Raw genomic sequence first — 24,226 nt, forward strand, 5'->3', positions numbered from 1 at the left:
ATGGAATTTATGAACCGATTCAATTTGAAGTTAACTCAATAGCTTTAGGGGGACTAAAAACTATAAAATCAACGTTTAAAATTTATACTTTTCTTTTTCTAACCGATTCAGTTGGCGAATAACCTTGTAGGATCAATTACCTAGCCGATAAAGAATTAATTTATATTTAATAAACTGTCAATATGAGAGTGATCGTTATCGGAGCTTCGGCAGGAGGCACTAAGGCAGTGATGGTTGCATTGGAAGCAATTCCAATTGGAAGTAAAGCTGTATTCATGGTTGTCATTCATGGTTCTATGGAAGGTTTTACACTTTTTCCAAAATTACTTGCACAAAAGATCAAAATGAAGGTGATCGTAGCCCAGAATGGTATGCCAATTCAAACGGGAAATGTGTATGTTGCCTTGGCCAATCACCATCTATTTGTGGGCGACGGAAAACTATATCTCTCTAATGGTCCCCGTGAGAATCTGTTCAGGCCGTCGATCGATGTATTGTTTCGGTCCGCCGCAGTTTCTTTCGGACATCAATGTGTGGGTGTTTTATTGACTGGTCGACTTAGCGATGGCACCGCGGGTCTTGAGGCTATAAAAAAATGCGGGGGGTTGACCGTGATTCAAAACCCCGCAACGGCAGAATACAGTGATATGCCACGAAATGCTGCAGCTTTGGTGGCTATTGATTATGTGGTGAACATAGAGGATATGGCTCAGGTAATAATCAACATACTGGACGAAAAATTGCCGCCCAAAGTTGTTGCGCCAGCCTCTTTGATACGTGAAAATTCGATTGCAACGAAATTAGGAAGTCAAATCTCCATTGAAGAGAATATTGGTCATCAAGTGCCAATAAGTTGTTCAAGTTGTGGTGGCCCCTTATGGAAAATCGAGGATTCAAAAATCAATAGGTATCGTTGTCACGTAGGACATGCCTTTACCGAAGAAGCCCTTTTGAAAAGCCAAAACGATGCTTTAGAAGAAGCATTGTGGATTGCTATGAGGACATTGGTAGAAAAGAAAATGTTGTTGGAGCGGGTCAGTCGGGATTACGGAAATAGGGGAACAAGCACTTTAAGTGAAACACAAGCAGATAAAATTAAAGAAGTTCAAAAACAAATTAATAAATTAAGGGCTGTACTTCAAATACCGGACTAATGAATAAAAAAGTGATCGATCAAAAATCAAATAATGATTTATATGTTGTAGGAGTTGGGGCCTCTGCAGGCGGACTTGACGCGCTCACTAAATTTCTATCTACCTTTAATGGTATTCATGCAGACTTTTGTGTGGTCATCGTAATGCATTTAAGTCCTAAATATAAAAGTGAATTGACCTCTATTTTGGGAAAACGTTGCACTTGGCCGGTTAAAACAATTGTCAACAATTGTGAAATGCAGCGAAGGCATATTTATGTTACTCCCCAAAATAGTGATATTCATGTAGAAGGTTTAGAACTAATGTTAGATGATCTTCCACCAAGTTACTCTTCAGCTCCTTCCATTGATAATTTTTTTGCTTCGTTGGCGAAAGCAAAAAAAAATAAGTGTGTAGGAATTATACTTTCGGGTTTCGGAAGTGATGGATCTAAGGGTATAATGGAAATCAAAAAGCATAACGGCTTTACCATAGCGCAATTTCCCGAAACAGCGGAACATCGTGATATGCCGAGTTCGGCCATTAAAACCGAAATGGTCGATATGGTCATTCCTCCAGAACAAATGTTCGAAGAAATATGTCAGTTTATTAAAAATAGCAATACCATTGGCACCAGCTTGCCGAAACGTAAAAGTATAGATGCCATATTTGAGTTATTGGAAAAACGATCCGGTACCGACTTCTCACTGTATAAACCATCGACCATTATGAGGCGTATCAATCACCGAATGGCAGGTTTGCATATAGGCTCATTAGTGGATTATTATGAAATGATCAAGGCATCACCCAAAGAACTCGATTTTTTGTTCGAATCTGTTTTAATAGGGGTTACTGAGTTTTTTAGGGATGAAAGTGCTTATGAAAGTTTCAAGCAAAAATTAAAACCTTTTTTACAGAAGAAATCGACGGGTGACACTATACGTATATGGTGTGTTGGTTGCGCTACGGGCGAGGAACCTTATTCGATTGCTATTTTAGTGAATGAGCTTTTAGGTACTGAAATCAATCATTATCAAATTCAGATTTTCGCAACCGACATCGATGAACGTGCATTGAACTTTGGTCGTAAAGGCATTTATGATAAGAGCAGTTTAGAGAACCTCGATGAAGAATTGGTGCAAAAATACTTTGAAACCAAAGACGGAGTTCAATATGAGGTCATCAAGCCAATTAAACAGCACATACTCTTTGCAAGGCACGATATAAGTAATGATCCGCCTTTCGTTAAATTAGATGCCATTGTTTGCAGAAATTTATTGATCTATTTCAATAATGACCTTCAGAAACAGACCTTTCAAATATTTCATTATTCTTTGCGCCCAAATGGGATCATGTTCTTGGGCAAATCTGAAAGCATCAGTGTGGCGGCCGATTTATTTGAAAAGGCGCATGCAAATAAAATATATAAGAAAGCAGATGCTACCTTAAATTATAATCTTCGATTTTCTAAATATAGAAACAAATCAGAATCAGAGAAAAATGATATTCGAAGAAACGATATTAGAAATATGTCTATAGTTGACGTAGCGAAAGAAACCTTATACCATAAGTTCGACCATCCTTTTGTGATTATAAACGATGCCGGTGAAATTAAACAAGTGCATGGCAGCCTTCGGTTGTATATGGAGATAAGTGAAGGCACCATGAACGCCAACCTGTTTAAAATGGCAAATACCGAACTTACAACTATTCTTAAGGCTTTGCACGCACAGGTGAAAAAGACCAATGTACCGCACAGTAGCCATGTGGTGAAGTTCATGCTATATGAAAATCCTCACTATGTCAAAACAAAGATAACCCCATTAATATATACGGTCGGTGATGCTCAATATTATTTGGTCGTTTTTGAAAAAATCACACCTGACCAACAGGTATTGGAATTACAAAAGAAATTGGAAACTTCTGATTTGGTAGACCTAAGGATTAAGGAACTTGAAGATGAACTTGCGACCAAAAGCGAGCATTTACAGATTTTCACAGAGGAGCTTGAAGCGACCAATGAAGAATTGCAAACTATTAATGAAGAACTTCAATCAGCAAACGAAGAACTAAAATCTTCTAATGAAGAATTGGAGACCAGTAACGAGGAACTACAATCAGCAAACGAGGAATTGAATACGGCCAATCATGAAATGCGTCTGGCCAATGAAGCGCTAATTGCCAAAGAGCGTGAACTTAATGAGGAGAAATCGATCAGTGAGCACAACGAATTGATCTACAGGTCAATTGCTGAACACGTACCTAATGGCAGCGTCGGTCTGTTGAACGAGAATATGGAAATCGTGTATATCGCCGGCCAAGGCTTGGAAGAACTTAGGCCAAATGATCTTATAGGAAAAGTGATGCCAGATATCAATCCATCTAAAAAACAGGCCAAACTGTTACGCAGTTTATGTGAGAGAACCCTAAACGGAGAATCAGGATTTTTAGAAGTGGAATATAATAACCGTTATTACGAGGTTCAAACGGTGCCTATTGCAATATCTATGAATGAGGGTGTCAAGATTATGTATATGACACAAGAAGTTACCGAAACAAAACGGGGCCAGTTGAAATTGGAAACGGCACTAAAAGCGGCTAAACAGGTCGTGTTCGAATATGATTTTAAGAAAAAGGTTGTACTGCACAACCCCAGTTTTTCCGATATGTTGGGCATGGAAAAAACAGGTGATTACAACCTTAAGGATATCCTTAAGAAAATACATCCAGAAGATTTGGAAATTCTGAAGATGAAGATTCCAAAAGCCGTAAAATCTGGTAATGTAGATTGTGAGTTACGTGTGGTTTTAAAGGATACTATTAAGCATTTTAGAGTTATCGCTAAAAATTTCTTCGATGATAAGAAAAATCCAGAAAGTGCCATTGCTACCGCGCTCGATATTTCTGAAGCTAAAGAATTACTGTATCAAGTAAAAGAGAGTGAAGATCGCTTTAAGATTATCGCAGACAGTGCACCTGTCACCATTTGGATAACAGATGTGAACGACCAATGTACTTATGTTAACCAGACTTGGCTTGAATATACAGGTAGTAACCTTGAAGACTGCCTTAATGATGGTTGGTTGAGTTATATCCATCCAGAAGATCGACGAAGGGCCATGCACGCATTATTGTCGGCTTCAGATGAGCGTAAGGCATTTGAGCTAGAGTACATGGTTGAAAATAAAGATGGTTCGTACGGTTGGTTTATAAACAAAGCCCACCCAATATTCGATAAAGACAATAATTTTAGAGGTTTTGTGGGTTGTAATGTGGACATTACGGCTCAAAAAGAATTCTCTCAAGAACTGGAGAAAAAAATCAGCGAAAGAACGGGGGAGCTTAAAACTTCAAATGATGAATTGGTAAAATTGAATATGAGTCTTGAAGAATATGCTCATGTGACTAGCCATGATCTACAGGAGCCTATTCGAAAAATAAGAACTTTTAATTCCATCTTAAAAAGTAAAATAGCAGGTAATGAGCAAGCAGAGAGGTTAGTAGATAAAATAGAAAGTTCGGCAGCTAGAATGACGGTTTTAATTAAGGATATATTGGAATACAGTAAGGTGTCTGAAGGAGCCGTGCATTTCAAAAAAATAAATCTCGACGAGGTTTTAGAAAAGATACAGCAAGATTTTGAATTATTAATAGCTGAAAAAGGAGCTACTATACATGTAGGAGAGTTGGGTGAAATAAAAGCAGCAAGCACCCAGATGTTTCAGTTGTTTTCCAATTTAATTAAAAATGGTATCAAATTCAATAAACGAAAACCAGTTATCACTATTAAGGGCACTGAAATAAAGGGTAAGGATTTTCAGGATAAATTTGAAAGTAATCCTAAAGTTATCTATAAAAAAATTGAATTTGCCGATAATGGCATCGGTATTGCCGAAAACCAAATGGACAAGATTTTTAAACCGTTTAGAAGACTTCATTCAAAAGGCACCTATTCGGGTACAGGAATTGGACTGGCACTATGTAAACGCATTACCGAAATACACAATGGTTTTATCGATGTTGAAAAAAACAATCAAGGAGGAACGACCTTCAATGTTTATTTGCCACTAACACAAACGCGTGGTAAAAATTGAACGGCCACTCATTAGAATTAAACGGTGATTAGAAAACCAAACTCATCTAAATGTGAACAGGGATTTTTCCAATCCGTATCCAATATTTTTTGAATTATGAGCTTTAATTTTGAATAGGAAGAAGGTTTTTGAAGAAAGGCATTGGCTTCCATTTTTCTGGCCTTTTCGATATCTTTTGAGGCCGTAGAGGTTGAGTACATAATGATACATAACTCCGTTAGGCCTATTTTCTTTCTAATTTCGCTTAAACTTTCAAAGCCATCTTTTATGGGCATATTGATATCTAAGAATAGAATTGAAGGTAGCTCGGCATCTGGCATATTTAAATAGCGAAGTAATTCAAAACCGTTTTCGAACGACTTGACAGACAACCCTACATTTAGGTCGGCACATACATCTAAGAATATTTCACGATCATCTATGTCGTCATCTGCAAGGGCAACTAAGTGTCTAGATTTATGGAGCATTTCAAATTAATGGTTGAGTCAAATATAGTTAAATTTAAATGTGTTTTTAAAATATTGGTTTATAATGATTTATTAAAGATTCGGCTCGTTATAGAGAATGCAAGGATTAATACTTAATTTTTGAAGTCGTGACGAGGGTGATGTTATATTTTAAATTTGTTATCAATTCTTATATGGTCAAGCAATAAATTAAATGGGCTATTTTGTTGCTCTTCAAAGGGCTACATTTATTTAATCAGTTCATTTGTTATAGAACATTTAAAACCTGAAATCTTTAAATCGGTAGTATTTTAAATTTTAAAAAAATATGTCAAATCTAAAACTCACACTTTTTTTGGCCGATGACGACCATGATGACCGCTTGCTTTTTACTGAAGCATTATTCGATCTTCCGTTTAATATCACGGTTAGATCATTTGAGAATGGCGTTGATTTAATAGCCGCATTACTTGATTACACCACAATTTTGCCCGATTTAATTTTTTTAGATTTGAATATGCCGTTAATGAACGGTGAAGAATGTCTTGATGATATTAAAGCGGAACCTGACTTTTGTGCAATTCCGATTATAATTTATTCTAGCTACAGTGACCCCGATAAAATTGAATCTTTAAAACGAAAAGGAGCCGAGCTCTTTATACAAAAACCTGGTAGTTTCGCTGATTTAAAATTGAAATTGAACGAAGTCATGTTAGAACTGTCACCGATAAAATCAGGTACTGAATCTATTTCTAGATTAGGAACAGAAATAGGATAAATAGGTGAAAAAGTACTTTTAAAAAGTAAAAAGCCGAATCTTACTTCAGATTCGGCTTTTTGAATAATCAAAAACCACCTTGCAAAATCCTTCTATGACAACATCATAGTATTTTTTTGTTTGTCTTGATACTGTTTTGGGCTACAGTTATATTTTAGTTTAAATATTTTTGAAAAGTAACTTCGACTTGTGAATCCTATACTGTAAACAACTTCTGAAATGTTAAGATTAGTCTTCTTGATCAATTTTTCTGCTTTGATCAACCGAACATCCCTAATATAATCGCTTACGGTGGTACCATGCAGCAACTTGAAGCCTTCTTGAAGTTTTGAAGGTGAGAGTCCTGATTTTCTCGTTAATTCCCGCAAGGATAAAGAACGCTCTGGATAGTTTTCTATAAATTTTGAAACTTCCAGGACTAAATCCATTTCAGTCTCGGTTAGCGATCCTGATTTACCTTTCGTATTCAGTAGATCATCAGAATATTGCTGAATCTCTAAGGCAAGAGTCACATGAATGAGGCCTTCAATCAATAAACTTCTTACAATACCTTCTTGTTCGATAGAATCGATCTGTTGAATTTTATTGGCAATTTTTAAATTATGGGAACCTTTGTAAATCGAGTTTTTTGAAGGGAGGCCATTGAAAAAAAGTTCTTGGATCTTAAACCTTAAATCATTTCTTAACGTACTTTGCTTAACGTTATTGGCTGTTTTAACTACGATCAATGAGATTTTTGTGGGCGTGTCCTTTGAAAAATAAAGTAAATTGTTGACATAAGGGGCATTGGTAAGAATCGTAGTTTGAAAATTTTCAAAACAATCCATGTTCGAATTATGACCGAAACTATGCGCTAATTTTCCTTTTGAACAATAACCAAAACAAATTGGTGTGTTCTCTAAGGTTTCTACTTCAACAACAAAATTTTCTGAAAAAGTGATATCAAAGTCAAAATAGGAAATACCGCCTGTGAATGTGATACCACTAATACGGCCCTTGCCCGTTTCATTGTCTAAATTCAGTACATGCTCTTTTATGTTCGAATTTAAATTTCCACCAAATTTATGGTGCAATTCTTCAAATATATCCTTTATTCCTGAGCAAGAGAGTAACATGGAGTTCATAGTGTTCTTTTTTTAATGTTAAATTCAAAAAGAATTAAAATTCTACGTTCCCTTAATACATAGGCTGGAAGTATAAATATTTTAACTTTCTGGAGTACTGCTATGGCATTTTAAAATACCTCGCACTATACTTCTTCAAAGGTCAATTCAAATAAGGGTAATTCTCTTACATAATTCGTTCATTATGTTATATAATTAAACGATTTGAGGAAAAACGAACCATAAAACAGCCATAAAACCTTTGTTAGGCTGTAAAGGAACTTAGGGCAATATGTTTTCTTGAAAAGGTAATTTCTTGCACTTCAACTTGCCGGAAGGTAGCAAATGAATGTTGATCCTCTATTAGGTTCACTGGTCACATGAATATGACCATGATGGTTTTCAATGATTTTTTTACAAATGGCCAAACCAATTCCAGTACCAGAATAGTCGGATTTTTGATGAAGTCTTTGAAACACCTCGAATATTTTTGTGGAATGTTTCATTGAAAACCCGATACCATTATCAACAAAACATAGTTTATAATAGTATTGGTCAACTTTAAAAAATTGCTCGTCGATATCTTTTAGAGCGACTTTTTCATAGGTTATATTTATTCGTGGTGTTTTTTCTCGAGTATTATATTTTATGCCATTGCTTATTAAATTGGTGAACAGTTGCTCAAGTTGGTAAGGAACACCTTTAATAGTCGGTAAGTTTTCATGATGTATCTCACTTGAAGTCTCCGAAATGATCGAAGAAAGATCTTCTTTCGCCCTTTTAAGGGTTTCATTTAGATCTACAGGTTCGAAATCTTGGTGTTTTCCATCTATATGTGAATAGTTCAATAAGTTAATGATAAGAGAGCGCATTCTTGATGCAGCATTTTCTATTTTATTAAAATATTCGACATTCTTATCAGAAAGTTGCTGATCTTTATTTTCTAAAATTCGGGAAATGAAGAGCTGGATCTTACGTAAAGGTTCTTGTAAATCATGACTTGCAACTCTGTTAAAGGCTTCTAATTCGATATTACTTTTCTTCAACTCCAAATTTCTTAGTCGCAATTGCTCTTTTTGGTTTTTTTCATCCGTCACATCCTGTATAGATACGGTGACCCCGTCACCTAGCTTAATGGCCGTGGCTTTGAACCAATGCGTTTTTCCATTTTTATCAAAAGGTGTTTCATACTCGATATTGGTGTTGTTTTCGATGGACTTTTTTAATTTTTTGAAAATTCCTCCATCAAAAATACTAGGAAACACTTCAGAAGCTTTTTTATGTTTGATAGCATCGGGATTAATCCCTAAGAAATCTGTAACCCTACTATTGATAAACTGAAGTTCTAAGTCAATAATATCCCCTTCATGGTTTCTAATACTTGTAAAATGAATGACAATATTCGATATGCTTTTGAAAACATTGGTCAAAAAACCACGACTTGATGCCAGTTCTCTATTCTGTTGCTCTAAGGTTAGATTAAGAGTTTGCAAGTGCTCCTCGGTATTTCTTTCAGAAGTGGTATCAATAGAAGTAATGAGAATGCCATTGTCAAGTTTAACAGCGGTAGATTTAAACCAGAACAGCCTTTGGTTGAATTCATAGGGAGCTTCAAACCTTACAATTCTATTTTCCTCAAAACAGCTCACTAAATGATCAAAAACACCATTTTCAAAAATCATTGGAAATACAACGGACATTCGTTGCTTTTGAAGAAATGACATTTCTAACTGTACGACATCAACGATTTTATCATTGTAGAAAGAAAGACCAAAATCAGTGATTCTCTTGTGTTCGTCGAATATGGGCGTAAAATAACTGATTATATTTTCTGTACTTGAAAGAACTCTGTTAAGAAAGTTCTCTGTTTCCTTAAGCTTTTTATTATCTGCTAGCACCTGTTCTTTTAAACTCAACTGCTCTTCCTTATATTTTTCTTCATCGGTAACATTCTGTGCCGTGACCAATAGACCGTTCAATAATGGATGTACAGTAGAGCGTATCCACATTTTTTCTTTATGTAATTGAATTTGTCGGTCAAAAGAGACCGATTTACTTTGATTATAGGCCTCAAAGAGCCCTTCAACTTCTCCATTAAGTTTTAGAAACGGATAAATTTCAGTTATTCTCTTCCCTATAATGTCATTGGGGTTTAGGCCAAAGAACTCTTTGTTCTGAGCATTGGCAAATTTAATTTCAAAATCATAGACTTTATTTTCGGCATTGAAAATAGGTACATAAAAATTGACAACGTTGTTCGTGTTGGCCAATACACTTTGCAAAAATGCCTCAGATTCTCGCAATTTAATTTTGTTTCTATAAATACGTAAAAAAGCCAGTAGAAATATGCAAAGTGAAAAAATAGCCAATATCAACGTAGTAAATGGAGCCAATATTTTATTTGATTCATAGTTGTCTTCCCTTAATAACAATAATGAACGTTCTTCAGTTCTCATTTCATCATTTACGGCACGTATTTTAACGAGCAGTTCAGACAAGTCTTCTTCAAGCTGCGATTTTGATACTATTTTTTGATTGGCCAATTTTTTATATAGCGAATCTTGCAAGCCTTTAATCTGATCCAACCTTAATTTTTGGGAAGCATTATCTTTAATTAACCCGCTAAGTTTTTCAAATGCTTCTTTCCCATTTTTTTTATAGTCGGCGTAAATTGAATTGGTAAGGCTATCCTTTAAAATTTCACTTTTAAATTCTTCTGATTCTAAGCGGAAGTAATGTGAAAAAAGCATGTTGATAGCGTCTTGTACCTCTAACGTATGCGAGACCATTTCTGCCGAACCTTGTAATTTGATGATTTGCTTATAGGCTACGGTCGTGGTGAACAATAAAAGGGCAATAGCTATTGCCAACACCGAAATATACTTCTTATTGGATGTGGTGAGAGGCGTGGAAATCATGTAAATTTAAATTCGAAACAAAAAGGTGTCACGGTTAAGGTTAGAGGTATGGTATTGCCATTTTAGGCGAACGACCTTTTCAATAACTTTACACAAGGTATTAAAGTTTGGTGGTTTGTTTATATAAATATTTGCACCATTAACAAACGTTTCTTCTATATCCTTTTCTGATGACGATGTCGAATATATGGCAACGGCTATTAAATCGAACTTGGGGTTTTGTCGAATTTCCTTTAAACATTGCATTCCATTTTTAATAGGCATATTCAAATCGAGAAATATAAGATTTGGCAGTGTTGTATTTTCGAGGTTCAAATGGTCAAGTAATTCTTGGCCATTCTCAAAATAAGATACTTCGGTCTTTAAGCTTAATTCTTCAATGGCGAGTTTAAATAACATTCGATCATCATCATCATCATCGGCCAGAGCGATATTCAAACTTTCTTTATTCATATATTATACCGTCTAAAAATTTTTAGTTTTAATTTAAAATTCATTAATTTTTTTGCGGTGCATTATGCGCTGAAAAGTACTCGGTGTTAGTCCCGTCGTTTTTTTAAACTGACTTGATAAATGAGCCACACTACTATAGTTGAACCTGTGGGCGATTTCGGTCAATGTAAGGTCAGTTTCATTCAACAAATCCTTTACAAAATCTACCTTTCTTAGGATAACATAATTTTCTAAGGAAGTAAATGTGTTATCAGAAAAAATCCCTGACATATAGGTATAGGAATAGTTAAGTTTATCTGCTAAATATGAGGAAAAATTAATCGCCCTTGCATTATCATCCGCTAACATTTCATCAATGGTCTGCTTAATACGTTCTACCAATGCCATCTTCGGGTCATCTACAATTGAAATTCCATAACGTCTTAACTCAACTGTTAATTCATTTTTGAGGTTTTTAGAAATTTCTTCCCCTAGCTCTATTTCCCCATCCAAACCAGTTGAGAACGGGACATTCAATTTTTGTAACTGTTCTTTTAATACGGTCTGGCAGATGATCTTTGGATTGTATTTTAAATTAATTTTCATCTTTAGAGAATAAGTCAATGGCGTATAATAATATAGGAAAATTTTTACATTTCATTAAAAGAAAGTCAAAATCTTGAAATTATCTCCTAAACCAAAGATTTAGAACCTACAATCTATACCATTTTTGACAAAATGACTGTGTAGAGATTTAAAAAATGACGAGAACTAGCAAACGTTTAAACGCTCTCCGTTTTTGATATGATGATAAAGTTTAGCACTTTCCTCCAAAATATGGTATTACTCATATTCATTTCTTTTTCCGAGACTAATTCGTCATCAATATTTAGGTTAATGGCCCTATCCTCAAAAGTATCCCATAATTTATCCCTGTTGGAAATTAAAGCCATACTCCATTTGGGGAACAATCGGTTAGAATTAAATTTTCTTGAAATTAATTGGACATCAAAATGGCGGTGATCTTTTTTGATTTTATCATAAATGGAAAGAACATCGGTCTTGCTACCCTCTAGTATTTGAAAAAAATTATTTTCCTTACAAACCAAACAACCGGTTATATCATGTTTTGAATTGTGTTCTATTGCTTCTGATTCTATATCCTCGATATCCTGTACACCTATGTCATCGACCATGGTAGATTTGTAGGTAAGTTGATAAACCAGAGAATCATTCATTAAAGAATTTTTAAATTCACTTGGTAGCACTCCAAATCTCTCTGCAAAAGACTTCGAAAAATAACTTCTACTTGAAAAACCAACTTTATAACAAACCTCAGAAATAGATAGATCGGTATGCTGAATGATTTCTTTTCCTTTTTCAAGCCTTAGATGGGTTATAAAATTACCAAGACTTTCACCAAAAAGATAACGTGAACCTGCTTGTAGTTTTTTAGGCGACAAAGAAAACTTGGTAGACAAATCTTTTATTTTCAGATTTTTGTCAATATTATCAGCAATGTATTCAGCTAGTTCAGAAATCTTTAATGTTTCGGTATTCGTTAACGGAGTACCTATTTTTAAAAAATCTTTATGTTTATCGTGATGCTCTATCTGTGAGGCCAAAGTATTGATTACGGCTCCCTCTACCAAAAGTTTTCCTACAGCATCTTTACGCTTATTTTCAACAACAATTTTCGCATATTTATTCGTAATCGGACTAATTTCCCCGTAATAGCTAAAAGGCTTTTGTTTATCGATAAAGGCGGTGATATCCTCAATTGCAGATTCTAAGATCGTCCTCCTTTTTTTGTCTGAAATAGTAAGATCTTGTTTAAGGAAAATGGCACTCATACCTATTTCTACATTGGCAGGAAAGGTTATCTCATTAGGGACATTGGTAATGCTTGAAAGGATAATGTTCTGTTTTTGACTTATTTTAATCTCTTGGGTCTCACTTTCAAACTTGTGAAAGAAATGTCCTTTGACACAATATAAAAAATAGATGGTATTTGCAGCATATTCTTGTTTTGAAATTTTAATCTCCTCAAAAAAAGTTATGTTGTAAACACGTACACAAAGACCTTTAAAGATATTATAGGTTATAATTTGGCCTTTTCCAAAACGGTTGTTCAATTCTAAAATGGCAGAATCTTCATTTTCTTTAAAATCCGCACCTAGGTGAAAAGCAATTTTTCTAAGTTGATCAAAAGGATTATTGTAATCAATGTATAGCATTCTTTATCAATAGGTTGATGGATAATAAGTACCAATTTTTTTTATAAAATTAATATATTTTTTCATTTTAAATAGAAATATAATTTTCAGAAACCTAAATGAGTTATTGGAAGTAATAGAGGCTTGAATAAAATTTATAGACTATTAATATTACTTGGGTTAATCTTAGTGATACGCAAAAAACAGATTTATTTATATCAGTTAACAGATTTGAAAAAAGTACATATAGGGGGCTCGCTCAATGAATGAAGATATTAAATTCGTTAGGTGATTTAATCCATAATAATCCTTGAACAGTAAATGCCTTTTTTAAGAAGGGGTAGGTTTGTGTAGTGATTTCCTCCAGATAATCCAGACGGTTTTAAGTTAGAGAAAAGGGGGCGAATAAATGTTTGGCTTTAAACAAGTATTTTGTGCATTAAACCATCAAAGCATTCAGAATCGAATCTTATTGTTCGATTAAACAAATAGGGAAGGGAACCTTATCTATGAGGGTCTGCCGTTAGACGAGAATCTGTGAGGCTACTTTTACAATTTGAAGAAGAAACATACGGAGCTTGGTGTACCAGAACTACATAGGTTGAAGTACCTCGAAGAAGAGAATCCTCGGCCGAAGAAGTTGGTGCCCGAGCTAAACCTTGACGAACAGATCCTTCAGGACGTACTGAAAAAAGTTCTAATTAATTAAAAATACTAAAGAGACGCGCTTTAATATTTTTCTAAGCCATATGTTATGAATTGGGGTAGTTTTTATTTTTTTTTAATTACCAAGACACTACTGACAAACTGTTGTCACAGGCTGCCTTTACATTTGTACAACAGAATAAATAAAAAAGCAAAAAAAATGAAAACAACAAAATCATCTAAAATCACCACACCTATTATTACTAGCTCAGAACTCTTGGAACATTGGCAGGGGCATCGCAGACTAACCCGAAAAATGATTGAAATCTTTCCAGAAAAGGAGTTTTTCAATTATACGATCGGAGGCATGCGAACGGCCTCTCAACTCATTGAAGAATTACTTTCAATTGCTGTTCCAGGTCTGCGACAGATCGCTAGCGGTAAAATGGAGGAACAAGTTCATCATATCGATTTTAAAGGAGATAAAAATCGGGTATTGGAGCTTTGGGATGAGGCTACAGCGGACATAAACGAAAATTGGGCACAGGTTAGTGATGAGCGGTTTAGGGATGACATAGTAACCTTCGGGCAATATCCAGGAACGGTATGGTCCTCTATTTTTTATTTTATCGACAATGAAATTCATCATCGTGGTCAGGCCTATGTCTACCTACGTAGTTTGGGAATCGAACCGCCGTTTTTCTGGGAACGATAATAATAGATGTATAAAAACATATGATACTTGTTCTTAAAACTTCGGTAAGAAAGCAAAAAGAAGTAAAACGTTTGAAACCATTTTTGGATCAATTGTCCAGAGGACGTGCTAATTGGAATTTTGATCTGGAGGATTGTGACCACATCCTTCGGATCGAGTCCGATTTCCTCAAGGTTTCGGAAGTTGTTGAATTACTGAATCGAATGAATTTTTTTTGTGAGGAACTGGAGGACATTGTAACCGTTAAAATCGAATGAACTTTTACTCCTGCATTTGAAGGTTCTTCTGAATATCCCTCAGTATATCTTTCACATATTGTTTTAAAATGGGGGGTTCTAAAATTTCGGCACAGTCGCCAAACATCACAAACCATCTGGCAATACCTGAATTCATGGGGTCGGTCATAAAGACCATTTCAACTTGCTCTCCAATTATTTGTTCTGATTCAAAACCATAGTATTTTCTACTATTCTGAATAAAACGTGCTTTGTCTTTAGCCATTCGAATAACTACTTTGGTCAAAGTTCCCCAATCTTCATGCTGCTCTTTGCGTTCTTGGTGCGTATGGTCTTGGGAAAAGGGAAGGGTTGTACGGGCAATCATAATCATTCTATCGGTTCTAAATTGTCTGTAGGCCAACCTTAGATGGCACCAAGCTTTTATATACCAGTAGTTGTTTTCGTGATACAAGGCGACAGGCTCAATAACGCGTTCTGTAATATCATCAGCGATAAATGCACGGTACTGAATTTTTACCTGCTTCTTTTCTGCCATACTTTGCATAACGATTTCAAGTGCGTCTGGCAACTTATCGTTGAAGAGGTCCTGCGCCGGAGTAATCCAAATTTTTGACTGTAAAGCCGTTATTTGGTCTTTCGATTTTCCTCGCAATACCGATTTTACTTTGTACATGGCACTTTTAAAATGCCCTCCTAATTGTTTGTCGGTAAAATGCTGCATCAACTTTTCTGCTGTAACAAAACTCGTGGCTTCTTCTAGCGTGAACATAATAGGTGGTAATCGATACCCTTCCATAATGGAGTATCCCACACCTGCCTCTCCTGAAATTGGAACCCCCGATGTTTCTAAAGTGCGGATATCTCTATAGATAGTACGCAAACTCACATTAAACCGTTCAGAAAGGTCTTGGGCCCTAATAATACGGCCTGATTGTAAGTGGGTGAAAATGGCAACGATACGATCAAAACGGTTTAAAGGTTCCATTACCATTTAGTATTTATAAGCTGACAGTATTGAATTAAAATTACCCGTTTAGAGAAACAACAGGTGCACGTCCTAATTTTTTTTTAATAGTATTTTAAACCCATTGCATTCATTTACCTAAACTCTAAAGAAAGATAGTAAAAATCATAGGGCAATATAAATTTAAGGAAAAAGCTATCTAATTTCTAAGATAACCAGTTTTTAAAAAAGTCGGCTAAAAGAGTCATTTAAATAAAGGTTGCGAATTCTTTCAGTCTAAAAATAAAAATCGCTTAAATGCGAACGTTTTAAATATCAATTTTTATCACCAAAAATTTCTACAAAAAAATTGGGCTCTTAATTTGATAACTATTTTAAAGGTTGATAGCTTCACCCGTCTGCGAAGATAAGTAAGCCGCATTTACTATATCCAATACAATTTGTCCTTCTGCTATACCTGGTATTGGGGTGCTCCGCGTCTTAATACAGTTTACAAAATGCTCCATTTGTTTGGTATAGATGATTTGATCACAATGACTTTCTCGCTTGGGAAGATCGGGAACAATTTGTTCGGAAGATTCTAAACCCTTCGTTAATTTCAACAGTGTTGGAAATAAACTTGCATATCCTTTGGTTCCATATACACCTGTACTCGCTTCGGGTCCATCCATGTGCGGATGCCACCAACCGCTTTCAATAATACTTTCCGCCCCGTTATCCCATGTGATTACCATGATTCCAGTATCATCTACGTCATAATCTCCAAACCGTGTAGAAATTCTAGCGTAAACCTTGCTCGGTTTTGGGTCTCCTAGTAGATACCTTGCCGTGTCGATGGCATGAACACCCATATCGGCAAGCGCGCCGCCACCTGCCAATTCCTTTTTGGTGAACCATCCTTCTGGTCCCCAATTCTCATGAATGCCGTATCCCTTTGTTTTAAATATTTTACCTAGTTTTCCTTCATCGATTTCGGCTTTGATATAATTTGTATCGATATCAAAACGCCACATATGGCCAACCATTACCAATCGGTTATGGGCTTTGGCCGTTTCCTCAATTTGTTGTCCTTCCTGTGGATTCAGCCCCATGGGTTTTTCAAGAAAAACATCCTTGCCGTTCTGCAAAAAGGCTATGGCATAAGGGGCGTGGAATTGATTGGGAGTACTAATGATCACGGCGTCTAAATCCTCTTTGGTAACAAGGGGTGTTATATCGTTCAATGCCTCTTTGATGTTATATTTCAAGGCAAATTTTCGGGCATTATCAATGTTTTTGGACACTACGGCCACTATTTCCACATTAGGCTGTGCTTGAAGACCACGCGCATGAAAATCTGATATAAATCCTGCGCCGATAAGGGCTATTCTTGTTGTCATATATAGCTTTTTTGTTTTTTAACGGTCATATGTAATAGGCATATCTTCATTGGTGTTTGCGACCAATTTTTAGTCATGCTCATTTCATAGTTATTTCTTTATTAAAAGTTCATCAACCATTTCTCCTAATTTGTTGTAGGTTGTGTATTTCAACGTCTTGTCTGTTAAGGTCATATATTGGTAAAATTGACCATCTTTGAATCTCTTTTCTGCGTATGGTTCTTCACCTATATCATCATGATTACCATGTGTTCCTATGGATACGGCATAAACGGTCCCATCTGCAAAAGAATCTACAACAGTACCATTATTGATGGGCTTGGAACGCATATAATAGTGAATATGACCAGACATGACCATATCAACATGATAGGTATCAAATAAGCCGCCCCATTCTTGTTGAATATCTAAATAAGGTTCCTCAAAATTGTAAGGGGGAAAATGAAACATGGCGAATTTCCAAGTGGCATTTGAATTTTTCAATTGATCTTCTATCCATCGGGTTTGCGCTTCATTGGGTTGTGTAGCGTCGATCATTAGAAGTAAGGCATTACCATATCGAAACGCGTAGGTACTTTCAAGATCCACTTTTTCAGGTCCGTTTTCAGGCAAACTAAATAGTTGATAATACATCCAAGCACCCAATCCATCTTGGCGATCATGGTTTCCTGGAACTGGCATTAATGGTTTATAGGAAAACACATCTTTTGAGTACCCGAAAAATTGGTCCCATTCGGTGCGGTAGAGTCCTGTGCTTACAAGATCCCCTGCAATGGAATAAAATGAAGTTTCTGGATGTCGAAGGTGAGCATCATTAAGAAGTTCGGCCCATTTGGGATCTCTATGGGTATCTCCGAACCATATAAAAGAGAATTCCTTGGAATCCTTTGCTTCAGTTTTAAAATTCCTGACGGTAGACCATGATTTAGATGCTGCCGAACCCACTCGGTATTCATAGGACATGTCGGCCTCTAAGTGGTTTAGGTTTGATGTAAACCGATTAATGTATCTATCATTGTATAGCATTCGATCTTCCATAACAGATACCTTAGCTTTCGAGGAAAGTGTGTCATTTGAATTTTTCTTCCAATACTGTACCGTTCCATCTTTCACGGTGCTGTTGCATCTCCATTGAACATCCATGGAATTTGAAGGATCCCCACTCCAGGTTAGCATAATCTGATCGGGTTGGTTGGAAGATGGGAATATTGTTTTTCGAAAAGCTCCTTCTACATGTGCTTCCCTAGCTCTTCCCCTAACAGTGGTAAATAATACTTGACCCACAAGTTCTTTGGGCAGCTCCGTAATTTTAAGGTCGGACCAGTCGTGGTATGTAAAAGCTCCTTTTTCAAACACTTCCAACGAATATTTTTCAGGATAACGTTCGGTGATCTTGAGTTCATCAGTACTATTCTTTGGACCTACCGAAATAAAATAGACAACCCGATCCTTGTCAAACCCTGGTATTCCAAGATTTACCCAACCCGCGTTAAAATCTTTTTGCCAGACTTCGTACTCGTATACTTCATTTTTGACGATGTCATTGGTTTTTATAAATCCGCTTTCTTTTAGCCAAAAAGGTACCGTAACTTGATCAACATGTCTCATCAATGAAACGGTTACAGGCACGTTCACCTTAAAATATTGATATCGGGTGGCAAGCACTGATTTCTCGTTATCACTCAAAAAGTTGAGTATAAAATTATCATCAATTGAATCATAGGCCTTGGGCTCTACTTCTTCGTACAATCTTGTGATTACCGAATCCATTACGCCCTTTACGGAGGCGTTGTTCTTTTGCTCTTGTTTTTCGGTTTGGGAGCAGGAATAAATTAGAAATATAGCAGAAACTAGTATGTACTTTTTCATTTTACTATTAGGGGTTTCGGACTCTGATTTTTTCGATAATTTTTATAATAATGCTCGTTTGAATAACAAGACGATTACCTCGTTCTGGAAAAAGCATCCAACATATCCGATAAATGGTTGGTAAGAATAAAATTAACCCCTGCCTCCAATAATTCCTTTACTTTAATTTCCTCTTCAGCATGAAAATAACAGATAAGGATTCCATGCTCTTTTAACTTTTTCAAATCCGTCATTCTATTTTCATCATCCCTATTACTTTTTAATTGAAGAAATTGAAAGCCATTATCTATAGTTCCATCAATATAATCTGCTCTAGAAGCCAAGCGTTCCATGTTGCATATCTTAATATTCTGATTTACTTTTCTAACACCTTTCGCAGCCTCACTTTCACAGGCTATGATCGCCTGATGGATTCTGCCCGAAGCCATAATGGCTTTTGCTGTTGCTATTCCCAAAATTTCATCTCCCTTTAAATGGATATTGAGCCATATATTGGTAGGCATAATTTCAAGAACTTCTTTTAAAGTAGGTACACGCTCGTTTTTAAACCTTTTGGATTTCCATTTTCCTGCATCTAGCTTTTTAATTTTACGTAACGAAAGATGACGCACCTTTCCGTGACCATTGGTCGTTCTATTCACTTTATCGTCGTGCATGATCACCAATTGATTGTCTTTGGTCATTTGAACGTCGAACTCGATCATTTGCGCCCCAAGTCGAATAGCCTCCTTGAACGCGGCAATGGTATTCTCAGGATGTGTTTCATTGGCTCCCCTATGGGCACAAATTCCATTTTTTGGTAAAATGTAATGTTCTTCTCTGTCAAAAGAACCTTGCGCAAAAAGAAGCGTGGCATGCATCAATAGAAAAGCAATAACTAGTGCTGATTTCATATGTTTATCTATTTCTCCTTCAATAAGCCGGTATTGTCTGGAAAGGAGGGGATAATTTTTAATCCAACAATTCACTTACATGCTCATAAATCTTTTTTATAGCTTCGGCGACAAGGTCCATATCTGCTGTAGACCCCATTAATACCTTGTGATGCACACATACGGACTGCTCCTTGAAAATACGTTCACAGACCGGTAATGAAAATCTTTTTGGGTCAATTTCCTCCCAATAGACATCGTTTAATTTATGTCTGGATGGTTTCGTGTGCGGTACGTATAAAGAACAATTGTTCAGCGGCTCGTAACTGGAATCTACCACTAAGCCCAATTCAGCCTGCAAAGCATTTCTGAATTTTTCAATGGGAAGCCCCTTAAATTCATTTTTAGAATACTTAAATGCAAAATTGAAGTATGCCTTTTTAGTTTCCCTTTTATCTCTTGCAATAGGTGAGACCCCCGGGATTTCTGCAAGTAAGGAGTTCAAGTACTCTGCATTGGCATCCCTGTTTTCGTTTTGTGCCGGTAAGCGTTTAAGCCCTTCCACTAAAATAGCGGCTTGAAATTCGGTAATCCTAAGATTTCCCGACTGGATAAAATTTCCGTCGTCATCTCCATAATCCCCTGCACCCTTATCCACTCCTTCAAAAGCATCTGCTTCCGGTCTTCGTCCACAATTGCGTAGTGCATCTAATTTATTGGCCAGTTCTGTATTATTGGTAGTAACGGAACCACCTTCGCCCGAGGTCAAATGTTTGGATAATTGGTAACTAAAACTACCTATATCTCCAATACTCCCAGCTTTTTTGCCGTTCCACTCACCCCCATGCTTGTGTGCACAGTCTTCAATGACATAGAGATTATGTTTTTTGGCAATGGCCATAATCGCGTCCATATCCGCAAAAGCTCCGTATAAATGAACAGGTATAATGGCCTTTGTTCTGGGAGTTATCGCTTTTTCTATTTCCTTAGGATCAATACACCAGTTGTCCTCGCTGACATCTACCAGAATTGGAATGGCATTGACGTCAATCACAGTTGCTGCAGTTGCTTGCCAAGTTAGACCAGGAACAATCACCTCATCCCCAACACCTATACCTAAGGCTTCCAATGCAATTTGTAAGGTTATGGTACCATTTACGGTACAAATCGCATGTTTAACCCCTGTATATTCGGCAAAAAGTCTATTGAACTCCATTTCCTTAGGGCCATTATAGGACCATACTCCACTATGAAGAACATCGATCAAGGCGACTTCTTCTTCTTTGCCCCAAACGGGCCATTTAGGCCATGGTTGTATTGTTATATCACGACAGGGAGTTCCTCCATTAATGGCTAGTTTTTTCATAAGTAATGTTATTTGAATTCCAAGCTTCAATTTTTAGTTCGGCATTGGCGTTATAGTTAAACGTTGCGTTTAGTGTTCTTTCTTCTCCAGGTAGTAAGCTTATAAAATTATCTTCCCAGAAAATAGGTAAGATAGATTCTTGGGTAGTCTTATCCACTAACTTAAGGTTGATTAAAAAAGCTATTACATCTCCTGTATTCGTAAGTTTTATAGTTATTTTACGTTGATTATCAATCATTTCAAAACTATAGTCCAAATCAATATCTACGGTTTGAAGTGTATTGAGCAATGAAAAGTCGGCATAGACTTTACTTGGCGTATGAAAGGCAAAGTCGCCTAAATCTGCTTCATAGTCCAATTCTTCCACTTGGGTAGAAAGCCAATAAAAGTTAGTGTCGATTTCCTTGCTTGTGTTGTCAACTATTCTCAGGTCAACAAAATAGGTCGAGGATAGGTTATCTAATTCTTCAATTGTATATAAAGGACGAACTGTATCCCCGGAAATATCAAAGGCAATAATTTTGTCTACAAGCAATTCAGATTTTATATCATAGATACGGATCCTGGCCTTTAAATTTTTAATGGTATACGAATAATCGTTTATAGCGTAAATTTTATGGTCCCCATAATTGTATACGAGATGCAAAGGGCCGCAAGCTTTTTGCGTGGCATAAAATGCACCGGTAGGCATAAGGTAATAATCGTAGAGCTGCCAATACATTTTTGGCCAAGCCGCATTCAGCATCCATTGTATAATTCCTGTTGATTTATCTTTATGAACTTGAAAGGCCTCGAACATGGGGCGCATCAATTCATAGTTCATGGCCTGTGCCTTTTTGTCGAAATCATTAATATTCGACGGAGTTCCATATCGTTCATTAATGGCTGTGGTAAAACGATTTAAGTCGGCAAACTCATATCGACCACAGTGATAATCCCAAACTTCATTTATTGGCCAAAGTTTGTCCTCGGGAATAAATTTCTTTAAACTCTCCAATTGCGGTACTTGGGCTCCCGGACCCGTTTCTGTATTGAATCCATAGGCTCCTCCAAATTTAGTATCGGTAAACCAATAAACCGGAGCGGTATAAGCGTAAGGTCCTAACATTTTTACGCCAGAAGAACCACTGATTTCGCTAATGACATCTTCACTGCCAATTACATGTTGATCACTTCCAACTCCTCCCGTTGAATTTAGATAGGGGCGGGTAGGATCATATTCTGAAAAGGTATCAATGTATTTTTGTTCTAATTCTGTGAGGGGTACTTTATCACTGGCAACCGTCCATACGAATATGCTGGGGTGGTTGCGTAACCAGATCAGCTGCTCCTCCCACGATTGGGCTACAAGTTCGACGTCATCTTTTTTATAAACGCCGCCGTAGCGTTCGTTCACCGGTACGCCCATATGAATTTCATGTTCCCAGTGACAACTCCATCCAACCATGAGTAGAATACCATGTTCGTCGCAAAGATCATAGAGTTTGTGGTTTTTTCCCCAAAACCCTTCTAAACGAATGGTATTCAAATTCATTTGTTTGACATATTTGACTTGCGCCTCAATATTGTCATCGGTATCCATTAAGAAAAGGTCATCTGTCCACCCGGCACCTTTTATCAAGACTTTTTTACCGTTGACTTTATAGCCGCGGTGAATGTCATTTAGCCAATAGTCTTCAACTTCACGGATACCAAACGTAATTTGTGTGGCATCGGATATTTTTTCATTTATTATAAATTGAAGCTCTAGTTTGTAAAGGTCTGGATTTCCTAAATGAATTGGCCACCAAAGCCTTGGATTGTCAAAGGTTAATTGCGGATATGCCATTGGGTCATATTCGATTAACATTGACGAGTTGGCATCAATGGTCACTTCTTGCTCAAAACGTATTTTCTCTATTTGACCGGTTAATGTACCTGTGACAGTAGCGTCTGTAGTATTGTGTAATTCCGCTGAAACTGTTAATGCTGCCTTATTTAGACTTTTCAAATCTACCTTTGTTTGAACAAAAGGATTCTTAATTCTCACATCATTGTATAAGTGGAGTGTTACAGGCCTGAATATACCCATATTTCCATCTGGTGGAGCTGGATTCCAGTCGACAAAACCGGTACTGAAATCTCCCGGTTTAGGAGGTATAATCTCTACGGCCAAAACGTTTTTACCGGCAGTAATGGCATGGCTGACATTGAAAGATGTTATACGGTATGTGCCATTTATGGATTTGCTATCTGCAATCCGTTTCCCATTCAACCAAACATTGGCTTTGTAATTGATACCGTCAAAATTTAAACTGGCATCGAGTTCGGCTTGTGCTTCATCAATTTCAAAAGAAGTCGTATACCACCACGAAATTTTAAATTCTTCGGAAGAAATATTCTTTAGGTTTTCCCCAAAATAAGGGTCTTTATAGATGCCATTGGCAACCAAAGCTCCTAAAACCGTAGAGGGAACTTTGGTAGGCAACCAATTTTCAGAAAGCGTAGGGTCAAGGGAAAGTTGATTTCCGGTTCGGGATACGTGCTTAGACGATTGAATCTTCCAATTTTCTCGTAGTTCTATTTTTAGACACCGCATTAGCATGCTACTTATTTATCGTTGGTCGTTTTTAATTTTTTTAGGGTCGTTTTTGCTTTCCATATCATACCTCCTCCTATTGATATGAGTGTTAATCCAGCAACCATATCGGTCATATGTTCTACAAATGTTTCGGTATATAACATTGCAAAAAGAACTATAACCCCAAATGATATAATGAAAAATCCAAGAGCATTGTTAATTTGAGCAGCTTTGATTCCTGCATTTTTTTCGTTTGTTTCCATATTTCTATATGTAAGGGGTTAAAAATGACTATAGATAGATGCCAATATGCATAGAACAGCAATGGACCATAGTTTTAAATTATTCCACCAGTGCCGATTTTCTTTGGCTATGCCCTCATAAATATATTCATTGGGTAACAACAGCACTAAAATTCCTATTACCGCATACAAACATAGAAATATCATTTTTGCAGTCTCTTGCGATACATCTGACAGCCAATCAAAATTGAACAT

At 36.5% G+C, this 24,226-nt stretch carries 19 protein-coding genes; 5 read left to right on the forward strand and 14 right to left on the reverse strand.

The genetic code is table 11. From position 1 onward, the window contains the following. Nucleotides 1-182 precede the first annotated feature (182 nt). Both ACNR9Q_RS11100 and ACNR9Q_RS11105 read left to right on the forward strand, forming a co-directional pair. Entirely contained in the window at nt 183-1,154 is a 972-nt protein-coding gene (locus ACNR9Q_RS11100) for a chemotaxis protein CheB (RefSeq protein WP_419211290.1), read from the forward strand. Next, nucleotides 1,154-5,227, forward strand: coding sequence for a CheR family methyltransferase (locus tag ACNR9Q_RS11105; RefSeq protein WP_419211291.1), 4,074 nt, complete (start codon nt 1,154-1,156; stop codon nt 5,225-5,227). Before ACNR9Q_RS11100 ends, ACNR9Q_RS11105 begins: the two co-directional genes overlap by 1 nt. 17 nt (nt 5,228-5,244) lie before the next feature. Here the strand turns inward: ACNR9Q_RS11105 and ACNR9Q_RS11110 are convergent, their stop codons facing one another. Next, on the reverse strand, nt 5,245-5,694 hold the full coding sequence (locus tag ACNR9Q_RS11110; RefSeq protein ID WP_419211292.1) for a response regulator: 450 nt from the start codon (nt 5,692-5,694) through the stop codon (nt 5,245-5,247). A 307-nt stretch (nt 5,695-6,001) separates the two neighbouring features. Here ACNR9Q_RS11110 and ACNR9Q_RS11115 point away from each other — a divergent pair, with 307 nt between their 5' ends. Then, nucleotides 6,002-6,451, forward strand: a complete 450-nt coding sequence (locus tag ACNR9Q_RS11115) for a response regulator (protein WP_419211293.1) — start codon at nt 6,002-6,004, stop codon at nt 6,449-6,451. A 92-nt stretch (nt 6,452-6,543) separates the two neighbouring features. On the opposite strand, the gene ACNR9Q_RS11120 is transcribed toward ACNR9Q_RS11115, so the two are convergent. The 5 genes from ACNR9Q_RS11120 to ACNR9Q_RS11140 all read right to left on the reverse strand — a co-directional run bounded on the left by ACNR9Q_RS11120 (nt 6,544) and on the right by ACNR9Q_RS11140 (nt 13,141). After that, nucleotides 6,544-7,575 (reverse strand): helix-turn-helix domain-containing protein, encoded by a 1,032-nt coding sequence (locus ACNR9Q_RS11120; RefSeq protein WP_419211294.1) that lies wholly within the window; start codon nt 7,573-7,575, stop codon nt 6,544-6,546. 302 nt (nt 7,576-7,877) lie between these two features. Further along, the gene (locus ACNR9Q_RS11125; protein WP_419211295.1) at nt 7,878-10,472 is read right to left on the reverse strand and encodes an ATP-binding protein; all 2,595 of its coding nucleotides are present in this window, start codon (nt 10,470-10,472) and stop codon (nt 7,878-7,880) included. Nucleotides 10,473-10,478: 6 nt separating this feature from the next. After that, nucleotides 10,479-10,925: a response regulator gene (locus ACNR9Q_RS11130; RefSeq protein WP_419211296.1), complete on the reverse strand. Its 447-nt coding sequence runs from the start codon at nt 10,923-10,925 to the stop codon at nt 10,479-10,481. Between the two features lie 33 nt (nt 10,926-10,958). Continuing rightward, entirely contained in the window at nt 10,959-11,510 is a 552-nt protein-coding gene (locus ACNR9Q_RS11135; RefSeq protein ID WP_419211297.1) for a helix-turn-helix domain-containing protein, read from the reverse strand. Nucleotides 11,511-11,686: 176 nt separating this feature from the next. Then, nucleotides 11,687-13,141 (reverse strand): BLUF domain-containing protein, encoded by a 1,455-nt coding sequence (locus ACNR9Q_RS11140; RefSeq protein ID WP_419211298.1) that lies wholly within the window; start codon nt 13,139-13,141, stop codon nt 11,687-11,689. 844 nt (nt 13,142-13,985) lie between these two features. Between ACNR9Q_RS11140 and ACNR9Q_RS11145 the strand changes: the two genes are divergently transcribed. Both ACNR9Q_RS11145 and ACNR9Q_RS11150 read left to right on the forward strand, forming a co-directional pair. After that, entirely contained in the window at nt 13,986-14,480 is a 495-nt protein-coding gene (locus tag ACNR9Q_RS11145) for a DinB family protein (RefSeq protein WP_419211299.1), read from the forward strand. Nucleotides 14,481-14,500: 20 nt separating this feature from the next. Further along, complete coding sequence (locus ACNR9Q_RS11150) at nt 14,501-14,737, forward strand: hypothetical protein (protein WP_419211300.1); 237 nt, start codon at nt 14,501-14,503, stop codon at nt 14,735-14,737. A gap of 4 nt (nt 14,738-14,741) precedes the next feature. Here ACNR9Q_RS11150 and ACNR9Q_RS11155 read toward each other — a convergent pair whose 3' ends face one another. From ACNR9Q_RS11155 to ACNR9Q_RS11190, 8 genes are all read right to left on the reverse strand, one after another. Next, nucleotides 14,742-15,704: a helix-turn-helix transcriptional regulator gene (locus ACNR9Q_RS11155; protein WP_419211301.1), complete on the reverse strand. Its 963-nt coding sequence runs from the start codon at nt 15,702-15,704 to the stop codon at nt 14,742-14,744. A 353-nt stretch (nt 15,705-16,057) separates the two neighbouring features. Continuing rightward, a complete protein-coding gene (locus ACNR9Q_RS11160) occupies nt 16,058-17,062 on the reverse strand; it encodes a Gfo/Idh/MocA family protein (protein WP_419211302.1) in 1,005 nt (334 codons plus the stop codon). Nucleotides 17,063-17,152: 90 nt separating this feature from the next. Beyond that, nucleotides 17,153-18,931, reverse strand: coding sequence for a fibronectin type III domain-containing protein (locus ACNR9Q_RS11165; RefSeq protein WP_419211303.1), 1,779 nt, complete (start codon nt 18,929-18,931; stop codon nt 17,153-17,155). Nucleotides 18,932-19,005: 74 nt separating this feature from the next. Then, nucleotides 19,006-19,824: a glycerophosphodiester phosphodiesterase gene (locus ACNR9Q_RS11170; RefSeq protein ID WP_419211304.1), complete on the reverse strand. Its 819-nt coding sequence runs from the start codon at nt 19,822-19,824 to the stop codon at nt 19,006-19,008. A 58-nt stretch (nt 19,825-19,882) separates the two neighbouring features. After that, nucleotides 19,883-21,169: a DegT/DnrJ/EryC1/StrS family aminotransferase gene (locus tag ACNR9Q_RS11175; protein WP_419211305.1), complete on the reverse strand. Its 1,287-nt coding sequence runs from the start codon at nt 21,167-21,169 to the stop codon at nt 19,883-19,885. Then, nucleotides 21,150-23,753, reverse strand: a complete 2,604-nt coding sequence (locus tag ACNR9Q_RS11180) for a glycoside hydrolase family 2 protein (RefSeq protein WP_419211306.1) — start codon at nt 23,751-23,753, stop codon at nt 21,150-21,152. Before ACNR9Q_RS11180 ends, ACNR9Q_RS11175 begins: the two co-directional genes overlap by 20 nt. Nucleotides 23,754-23,758: 5 nt before the next feature. Next, entirely contained in the window at nt 23,759-23,992 is a 234-nt protein-coding gene (locus ACNR9Q_RS11185; protein ID WP_419211307.1) for a hypothetical protein, read from the reverse strand. Between the two features lie 18 nt (nt 23,993-24,010). Next, the gene (locus tag ACNR9Q_RS11190; RefSeq protein ID WP_419211308.1) at nt 24,011-24,226 is read right to left on the reverse strand and encodes a hypothetical protein; all 216 of its coding nucleotides are present in this window, start codon (nt 24,224-24,226) and stop codon (nt 24,011-24,013) included.

The sequence above is a fragment of the Maribacter sp. X9 genome (assembly GCF_048537565.1).
In the GTDB taxonomy this organism is placed as follows: Bacteria; Bacteroidota; Bacteroidia; order Flavobacteriales; family Flavobacteriaceae; genus Maribacter.

What these genes read in the sequence shown, in the direction of transcription:
- ACNR9Q_RS11100 (WP_419211290.1), top strand. Translation starts at nt 183, where the DNA reads ATGAGAGTGATCGTTATCGGAGCTTCGGCAGGAGGCACTAAGGCAGTG.
- ACNR9Q_RS11105 (WP_419211291.1), top strand. Translation starts at nt 1,154, where the DNA reads ATGAATAAAAAAGTGATCGATCAAAAATCAAATAATGATTTATATGTT.
- ACNR9Q_RS11110 (WP_419211292.1), bottom strand. Translation starts at nt 5,694, where the DNA reads ATGCTCCATAAATCTAGACACTTAGTTGCCCTTGCAGATGACGACATA.
- ACNR9Q_RS11115 (WP_419211293.1), top strand. Translation starts at nt 6,002, where the DNA reads ATGTCAAATCTAAAACTCACACTTTTTTTGGCCGATGACGACCATGAT.
- ACNR9Q_RS11120 (WP_419211294.1), bottom strand. Translation starts at nt 7,575, where the DNA reads ATGAACTCCATGTTACTCTCTTGCTCAGGAATAAAGGATATATTTGAA.
- ACNR9Q_RS11125 (WP_419211295.1), bottom strand. Translation starts at nt 10,472, where the DNA reads ATGATTTCCACGCCTCTCACCACATCCAATAAGAAGTATATTTCGGTG.
- ACNR9Q_RS11130 (WP_419211296.1), bottom strand. Translation starts at nt 10,925, where the DNA reads ATGAATAAAGAAAGTTTGAATATCGCTCTGGCCGATGATGATGATGAT.
- ACNR9Q_RS11135 (WP_419211297.1), bottom strand. Translation starts at nt 11,510, where the DNA reads ATGAAAATTAATTTAAAATACAATCCAAAGATCATCTGCCAGACCGTA.
- ACNR9Q_RS11140 (WP_419211298.1), bottom strand. Translation starts at nt 13,141, where the DNA reads ATGCTATACATTGATTACAATAATCCTTTTGATCAACTTAGAAAAATT.
- ACNR9Q_RS11145 (WP_419211299.1), top strand. Translation starts at nt 13,986, where the DNA reads ATGAAAACAACAAAATCATCTAAAATCACCACACCTATTATTACTAGC.
- ACNR9Q_RS11150 (WP_419211300.1), top strand. Translation starts at nt 14,501, where the DNA reads ATGATACTTGTTCTTAAAACTTCGGTAAGAAAGCAAAAAGAAGTAAAA.
- ACNR9Q_RS11155 (WP_419211301.1), bottom strand. Translation starts at nt 15,704, where the DNA reads ATGGAACCTTTAAACCGTTTTGATCGTATCGTTGCCATTTTCACCCAC.
- ACNR9Q_RS11160 (WP_419211302.1), bottom strand. Translation starts at nt 17,062, where the DNA reads ATGACAACAAGAATAGCCCTTATCGGCGCAGGATTTATATCAGATTTT.
- ACNR9Q_RS11165 (WP_419211303.1), bottom strand. Translation starts at nt 18,931, where the DNA reads ATGAAAAAGTACATACTAGTTTCTGCTATATTTCTAATTTATTCCTGC.
- ACNR9Q_RS11170 (WP_419211304.1), bottom strand. Translation starts at nt 19,824, where the DNA reads ATGAAATCAGCACTAGTTATTGCTTTTCTATTGATGCATGCCACGCTT.
- ACNR9Q_RS11175 (WP_419211305.1), bottom strand. Translation starts at nt 21,169, where the DNA reads ATGAAAAAACTAGCCATTAATGGAGGAACTCCCTGTCGTGATATAACA.
- ACNR9Q_RS11180 (WP_419211306.1), bottom strand. Translation starts at nt 23,753, where the DNA reads ATGCTAATGCGGTGTCTAAAAATAGAACTACGAGAAAATTGGAAGATT.
- ACNR9Q_RS11185 (WP_419211307.1), bottom strand. Translation starts at nt 23,992, where the DNA reads ATGGAAACAAACGAAAAAAATGCAGGAATCAAAGCTGCTCAAATTAAC.
- ACNR9Q_RS11190 (WP_419211308.1), bottom strand. Translation starts at nt 24,226, where the DNA reads ATGTTCAATTTTGATTGGCTGTCAGATGTATCGCAAGAGACTGCAAAA.